A 7,094-nucleotide genomic window follows, 5' to 3' on the forward strand; every position below is an offset into this window, starting at 1 on the left:
GCCGCCAGCGGGGCCGCCGGCCGGGCCGCTGCCGAGCGCACCGGCGAGACCGGCGCGGGCACCGGGGCCCGGGGTCACGCCGGGACGGCCGGCACCGGGGCCCGCCGGGCCCTGCGTCTGGGGGCCGCCGGGCTTGCCCGGGGCCTTCTTGCCGCCCTGGGCGACGTCGACGGGCAGCATGACGAGCGCCGTCGTACCGCCGGAGTCGGAGGGCCGCAGCTGGATGCGGATGCCGTGTCGCAGGGACAGGCGGCCGACCACGAACAGACCCATGCGGCGCGAGACCGAGACGTCCACGGTGGGCGGCGAGGCGAGCCGCTCGTTGATCGCGGCGAGGTCCTCGGGGGAGAGGCCGATGCCGGTGTCGTGGATCTCGACCAGGACGCGGCCGTCGGGCAGCGCGTGACCGGTGACGCGGACCTTGGTCTGCGGCGAGGAGAACGAGGTGGCGTTCTCAAGGAGCTCGGCGAGCAGGTGCACGAGGTCGTTGACCACGCGGCCGGCGACATCGGTGGCGGGCACGGCGGCCAGCTCGATGCGCTCGTACTGCTCCACCTCGGAGGCCGCGGCGCGGAGCACGTCGACCAGCGGGACGGGCCGGGTCCAACGGCGACCGGGCTCTTCACCGGCCAGAACGAGGAGGTTTTCACCGTTACGGCGCATACGGGTAGCGAGGTGGTCGAGCTTGAAGAGCGAGGAGAGCTGGTCCGGGTCGGCCTCGCGGGACTCCAGTTCGGAGATGAGCGAGAGCTGACGCTGGATGAGGCCCTGCGAGCGGCGCGAGAGGTTGGTGAACATCGCGTTGACGTTGCCTCGCAGAAGCGCCTGCTCGGCGGCGAGACGCACGGCCTCGCGGTGCACGTCGTCGAAGGCCGCGGCCACCTGGCCGATCTCGTCCCGGGAGTGCACACCGACCGACTCCACGGACGTGTCGACGTCCTGCGGGTCGGACTCGGAGAGCTGCTTGACGAGCTCGGGCAGCCGGTCCTGGGCGACCCGGGTCGCGGTGTCCTGGAGGCGCCGCAGCGAGCGGATCATGGACCGGGCCACGACGAACGCGCCGACCAGCGAGACACCGAGGACGATGAGGATCAGGGCACCGTTGAGGATCGCGTCCCGCTGCGACTGGTCGCGCAGCTCGCGGGCCTTCTGCTCCATCTCGCCGAGCAGGGTCTGCTCGATCGTCTTCATCTGGTTGATCTTGTTGGAGTCCTGGTCGTACCAGTCGAGGTACGAGCGCTTGGTCTCCGTGGCGAGGCCGCCCTTGAGGACGCGCTGGGAGTACGCGTTGGCCGCGGTGATCTCCGAGTTGCCCTTGTCGAGCGGGGCCATCAGCTCTTCGGGGTTGCCGTGGTTGCTCTCGTAGACGATCGAGAACGACGACAGCTCCTGGCGCTCGCCGTCCGCCGCGGACTTGGCGTAGAGGCGGTCGGACTCGGCCAGCGTGCCGGTCTTGTCCTTGGTCGCGGGGAGCGCGGCGGCGATGATCGCGCGCTGGATGGAGGCGTACTCCTTGGCGGAGGAGAACGCGGCCAGCGCACGGGTGCGCTTGATCATCTCCGGGTTGGAGGTGGCCTGCGCCATGTCCTGGGAGAGGCTGAGGAGGCCGCGGATGAGGCGGCTGTAGCCCTCGACGGTCTGGGAGTCCGAGACGTCGCCGTGGTAGGCGCTCTTACGGATGTTGTCGAGGTCCTGGAGCTGGATCGCGATGGCCGTGACGTTACGGCGGATCGACTCCAGGGCGTCGTCGTTGTCCGGGTTGTCGACGTCCTGGGTGGCCGTCATGAACGACTGCTTGACCCGGTCGGTGGTGCCCCGCGCCGTCTGGACCATGTCCGCGCCGGTGTCGGTGGCCAGCGGGCCCGCCGACTTGTCGCGCTCCTCCTGGAGCGCGGCGGCCAGCTCGGTGGCCTGCTTGGTCATGTCGGTGAGCAGCTGCATGTGGTCGAGCTGCTTCATGTCGTTCATCGACTGGTTGATGCGCAGCCCGCCGAGGGTGGTCGCGGCGACCACGGGCAGGGTCAGCAGCGCGACCAGTCGGGTGGAGATGCGCCAGTTGCGCAGGGCTATTCGCGACCCCGTGTCCACGGCCGGCTTCGGCTTGGGCGCGGCGGGCTTCTCACCGCCCGCGGCGGAGCGACCGGTCGGGCCGGAGGGGCCGCCGTTCTCGTCGCCGCCCGGCGAAGGAGCCGATGGATTCTGGGTGGCCCGGGGGTTCTGGGCGTGCTGGGGCGAGGAACTGACTGATGTGGAGCCAGTCCCGCCGTGCGGCTCCTGCTCCGCCGCAGCGCTGCCATCCCTCTTGAAACGTCCCTGCACTAGCGTCGCAACCTCTGGACCAGGCGTCCCCCCGCTCTGAACGGAAGGGACGGTGTCGGCGTCGTGGGGCAAGTGTGCGCCCCATGTGTTGGTCGTGAGTGACCGGCGCTTGTTGGACTCCCCCTCCCCGCCGCCACTCGGCGCTGCGTTGCGCCCTGCGCGCCGGTCAGTGACCCGCGGCGGTGCGTGGAATTCCAGCACAGTGCCGGATCTCCAACAAGGCCCGCGTACCGGGCTGTGACCTGAGTGACACATTGTGATGGCCGGGTAACGAGCCGTAGAAACCATGCCCGGATGAATCGGACTTTTACCCACGAGTCGCTTACGTGGGAGGAGTGACCCAGTCGCCATGATCAAGAGCGGAATGGAGGGTTCAGTGGTGCAATGTCCGTTTCGTAGGCCGGAATTGACTGGCCGTAATGCCCGAATTGTTTACCAACTCGTGAGCAAACTCACACGGTGATCGTCGGCTCTACAGCCGTTTGCCGGGAATTCGAATGTTTAGCCTGACGCTTTACAGGGATGGCCAATCCGACAACCGGCGCCGCCGCGCGCCCCGCAACCGACAGGGTCCGAACGGCAGATGAAGACGACGATGATGATCCGCACCATAGCCAACCCCCGCCGCACCAACCTGGCGCACCTCGCGGACGCCGAGGAGATGCAGACGGAGCTCCTGCCCGAGCACGCTGTCGACCTGCCCACCCAGACGGCCAACCCGCGCCGCACCGTCCTGATGGACGCCCCGGTCGCCGCCGCCCGTTAGATAGCGCAGGTCGCCCCCTCACCCGCGTTAGCCTGGAGCGTCAGTCTCCAGCCAGCGACCAAGTGAGGGGCGACAGCATCCCGTGCGCATCGCCAGATTCTCCATCGACGGCAATGTCGCCTTCGGCGCGGTCGAGGACACCCCGCAGGGGCTCGTGCTCGACATCATCAAGGGCATTCCGTACGCCGACTTCGAGCTCTCCGGAACCAAGGTCCCGCTGAGCAAGGTCCGGCTGCTGCCGCCGGTGCTGCCCAACAAGGTCGTGGCCATCGGCCGCAACTACGCGGAGCACGCCAAGGAGCTCGGCAACGCCGTTTTTGACGATCAGGGGCGTCCCGAGGTGCCCGTCGCCTTCTTCAAGCCCACCACCTCGGTGATCGGCTCCGGCGACGCGATCGAGTACCCCTCCTTCTCCAACGAGCTGCACCACGAGGCCGAGCTGGCCGTGGTCATCGGCCGGATGTGCCGCGAGGTCCCGCGCGAGCGCGTCAAGGACGTCATCTTCGGCTACACCTGCGCCAACGACGTCACCGCGCGCGACGCCCAGCAGCGCGAGAAGCAGTGGGCCCGGGCCAAGGGCTTCGACACCTCGTGCCCGCTCGGCCCCTGGGTGGAGACCGACCTCGACCCCGCGGATCTCACGATCCAGGCGACGGTCAACGGCGAACAGCGCCAGCTGGGCCGCACGAGCGACATGATCCGCTCCATCGAGGACCTGGTCGTCCACATCACCGAGGCCATGACGCTGCTCCCGGGCGACGTCATCCTCACCGGCACCCCCGCCGGGGTCGGCCCCCTCAACGTCGGCGACGAGGTCGCCGTCACCATCGAAGGCATCGGCACTCTCACCAACAAGGTTGTCAAGCGTGGCTAGCGCACCCGGCTCCCCCGTACGCGTACGTTTCTGTCCCTCCCCGACCGGCAACCCGCACGTGGGCCTGGTCCGCACCGCCCTGTTCAACTGGGCGTTCGCCCGGCACAACCAGGGCACCATGGTCTTCCGCATCGAGGACACCGACGCGGCCCGCGACTCCGAGGAGTCGTACAACCAGCTGCTCGACTCGCTGCGCTGGCTGGGCCTCGACTGGGACGAGGGCCCCGAGGTGGGCGGCCCGCACGCGCCCTACCGCCAGTCCCAGCGGATGGACATCTACAAGGACGTGGCCGAGAAGCTGCTCGCGGGCGGCTACGCGTACCACTGCTACTGCACCACCGAGGAGCTCGACGAGCGCCGCGACGCGGCCCGCGCCGCCGGCAAGCCGTCCGGCTACGACGGCCACTGCCGCGAGCTGAGCGCGGAGCAGAAGGCGGCGTACGAGGCGGAGGGCCGCACGGCCATCGTCCGCTTCCGGATGCCCGACGAGCCGATCACCTTCACGGACCTGGTCCGCGGCGAGCTGACCTTCACCCCGGACAACGTGCCGGACTACGGCATCGTCCGCGCCAACGGCGCCCCGCTGTACACGCTGGTCAACCCGGTCGACGACGCCCTGATGGCGATCACCCACGTCCTGCGCGGCGAGGACCTGCTCTCCTCCACCCCGCGCCAGATCGCGCTCTACAAGGCGCTGATCGAGCTGGGCGTGGCCAAGGAGACCCCAGCCTTCGGCCACCTCCCGTACGTCATGGGCGAGGGCAACAAGAAGCTCTCCAAGCGCGACCCGCAGGCGTCCCTGAACATCTACCGGGAGCGCGGCTTCCTCCCGGAGGGCCTGCTCAACTACCTCTCGCTCCTCGGCTGGTCCTTCTCGGCCGACCAGGACGTCTTCTCGATCTCCGACATGGTCGCGAAGTTCGACGTCGCGGACGTCAACGCCAACCCGGCCCGCTTCGACCTGAAGAAGGCCGAGTCGATCAACGCGGACCACATCCGCCTGCTCGACGTGAAGGCGTTCACGGCGGCCTGCGAGCCGTGGCTGACCGCCCCGCACGCCAACTGGGCGCCCGAGGACTTCGACCGCGCCGCCTGGGAGACCATCGCGCCGTACGCCCAGACCCGCGTGACCGTCCTCTCGGACATCACGGCCAACGTCGACTTCCTCTTCCTGAAGGAGCCGGTCGAGGACGAGGCGTCCTGGGCGAAGGCGATGAAGGAGGGCTCGGACGGGCTGCTGCGCACGGCCCGCGAGAAGCTGGAGGCGGCCGAATGGTCCTCCCCGGAGTCCCTCAAGGAGGCCGTCCTGGCCGCCGGCGAGGCGCACGGCCTCAAGCTCGGCAAGGCCCAGGCCCCGGTCCGCGTCGCCGTCACCGGCCGCACGGTCGGTCTGCCGCTCTTCGAGTCCCTGGAGATCCTGGGCAAGGAGAAGACCCTGGCCCGCATCGACGCGGCGCTGGCGAAGCTGACCGCGTGAGCGCTCCGCCGGAAGCGCGGCGGCTTCGGCCGCGGGTCCGCTGGGGCCGGTCGCGCAGTTCCCCGCGCCCCTGAGGGGCGCGGGGCGCCGCAGCGGACCTCCCACGAGTCCGGCCAGGTGTGACGTACGACCCGAAGGGGCGGCAGCCGGTCCGGCTGCCGCCCCTTCGGCGTACCGGCGACGCATGGCCGTCCGGGCCGCCCCCCGGGACATCGACACTGCGTTTTTCGGGGAATGACCCCCGAACCCCCAGCCGGGGAGCGGTGCCGGGGTACCGTCGACGGCATGGCGACCCGCGCCGTCCTCTGGGACATCGATGACACGATCTTCGACTACGCCTCGGCCGCCCGCAGGGGCATGCACGTGCATCTGGAGACCGAGGGGCTGCCCGCCGCGTACGCGTCGATGGAGCAGGCGCTCACGGCCTGGGACGAGCTCACCGCGTACCACTGGGCGCGGTTCGCGGCGGGGGAGACCGACTGGCAGGGGCAGCGGCGCGACCGGGTGCGCGCCTTCCTCGGCGCCGAGCCGGCCGACCCCGAGGCGGACGCCTGGTTCGAGCGGCACCTGGCCCACTACGAGGCCGCCTGGTCGCTCTTCCCGGACACCGTGCCCGTCCTCGACCTGCTCGCCGACGGCTACCGGCACGCCGTCCTCTCCAACTCCTCCCTCCACCACCAGGAGCGCAAGCTGCGGGTCCTGGGCGTACGGGACCGGTTCGAGGCCGTGGTGTGCGCGGCCGAGCTGGGGATCTCCAAGCCGGACGCCGGCGCCTTCCACGCGGCCTGCAAGGAGCTGGGCCTGGCGCCGGGGGAGGTCGCGTACGTGGGAGACCAGCCGGACATCGACGCGCGCGGGGCCGTCGAGGCGGGGCTCCTGGGGATCTGGCTGGACCGCAACGGAGTGGGCGGGCGGCCCGAACTGATCCGGATCACGGGCCTGGAGGAGCTCCCCGGCCTGCTGCGCCGCGATACCCGTTTTGGAGCGCCGGACACCTTCGGGTAATGTTCTTCCTGCGCCGAGGGGAGCGGGAAGAAAAGCCCGGAACCGAAAGCGCAAGCCGAGCAAAACCTCCTGCTGAGGTTGCGCTTTGGTGGCCTATGGTGTAATTGGCAGCACGACGGTTTCTGGTTCCGTTAGTCTAGGTTCGAGTCCTGGTAGGCCAGCTCGCAGAGCTTATCTGCACCGCGGATTCCAGATCCGCAAAGCCCCCGTTGTGTAGCGGCCTAGCACGCTGCCCTCTCACGGCAGTAGCGCCGGTTCGAATCCGGTCGGGGGTACAGATCCTTCCCAGGGAGGCAGTCCGGGTCGCACCCGCTGACTCTCATGCAGGATCGCTAGGGCCCCCGTTGTGTAGCGGCCTAGCACGCCGCCCTCTCAAGGCGGTAGCGCCGGTTCGAATCCGGTCGGGGGTACTGGTCTAAACCACCATGGGCTATGGTGTAATTGGCAACACTACGGTTTCTGGTACCGTCATTCTAGGTTCGAGTCCTGGTAGCCCAGCGGATCGCAAGGTCGAAGATCTTGTGGTTCATTGATCCCTCGGGATCCACGCCCCCGTTGTGTAGCGGCCTAGCACGCCGCCCTCTCAAGGCGGTAGCGCCGGTTCGAATCCGGTCGGGGGTACGTGAAGAAGGGGCCCGGCACACATTGTGTGC

Annotated in this window: 5 protein-coding genes and 5 tRNA genes; 9 read left to right on the forward strand and 1 reads right to left on the reverse strand. The window is 69.3% G+C overall.

The window, feature by feature from the left end:
• Positions 1–2,319: nitrate- and nitrite sensing domain-containing protein (locus ACFWA7_RS39300; RefSeq protein ID WP_385827969.1), on the reverse strand; the 2,319-nt coding region annotated here is incomplete at its 3' end.
• 583 nt (positions 2,320–2,902) lie between these two features.
• Between ACFWA7_RS39300 and ACFWA7_RS39305 the strand changes: the two genes are divergently transcribed.
• From ACFWA7_RS39305 to ACFWA7_RS39345, 9 genes are all read left to right on the forward strand, one after another.
• Complete coding sequence (locus ACFWA7_RS39305; RefSeq protein WP_385550128.1) at positions 2,903–3,085, forward strand: hypothetical protein; 183 nt, start codon at positions 2,903–2,905, stop codon at positions 3,083–3,085.
• 82 nt (positions 3,086–3,167) lie between these two features.
• On the forward strand, positions 3,168–3,959 hold the full coding sequence (locus ACFWA7_RS39310) for a fumarylacetoacetate hydrolase family protein (protein WP_385827971.1): 792 nt from the start codon (positions 3,168–3,170) through the stop codon (positions 3,957–3,959).
• Positions 3,952–5,436 (forward strand): glutamate--tRNA ligase, encoded by a 1,485-nt coding sequence (gene gltX / locus ACFWA7_RS39315; RefSeq protein WP_385827973.1) that lies wholly within the window; start codon positions 3,952–3,954, stop codon positions 5,434–5,436. Before ACFWA7_RS39310 ends, gltX begins: the two co-directional genes overlap by 8 nt.
• Before the next feature lie 285 nt (positions 5,437–5,721).
• Positions 5,722–6,441 (forward strand): HAD family hydrolase, encoded by a 720-nt coding sequence (locus tag ACFWA7_RS39320; protein ID WP_385550119.1) that lies wholly within the window; start codon positions 5,722–5,724, stop codon positions 6,439–6,441.
• An 89-nt stretch (positions 6,442–6,530) separates the two neighbouring features.
• Positions 6,531–6,602 (forward strand) — tRNA-Gln (locus tag ACFWA7_RS39325).
• Between the two features lie 41 nt (positions 6,603–6,643).
• Positions 6,644–6,716, forward strand: a tRNA-Glu gene (locus ACFWA7_RS39330).
• Between the two features lie 62 nt (positions 6,717–6,778).
• Positions 6,779–6,851: transfer RNA gene (locus tag ACFWA7_RS39335), tRNA-Glu, on the forward strand.
• A 16-nt stretch (positions 6,852–6,867) separates the two neighbouring features.
• Positions 6,868–6,939 (forward strand) — tRNA-Gln (locus ACFWA7_RS39340).
• A 50-nt stretch (positions 6,940–6,989) separates the two neighbouring features.
• Positions 6,990–7,062: transfer RNA gene (locus tag ACFWA7_RS39345), tRNA-Glu, on the forward strand.
• Positions 7,063–7,094: the final 32 nt, after the last annotated feature.

It is taken from the genome of Streptomyces sp. NPDC059994 (assembly GCF_042737755.1).
Taxonomy (GTDB): Bacteria; Actinomycetota; Actinomycetes; order Streptomycetales; family Streptomycetaceae; genus Streptomyces.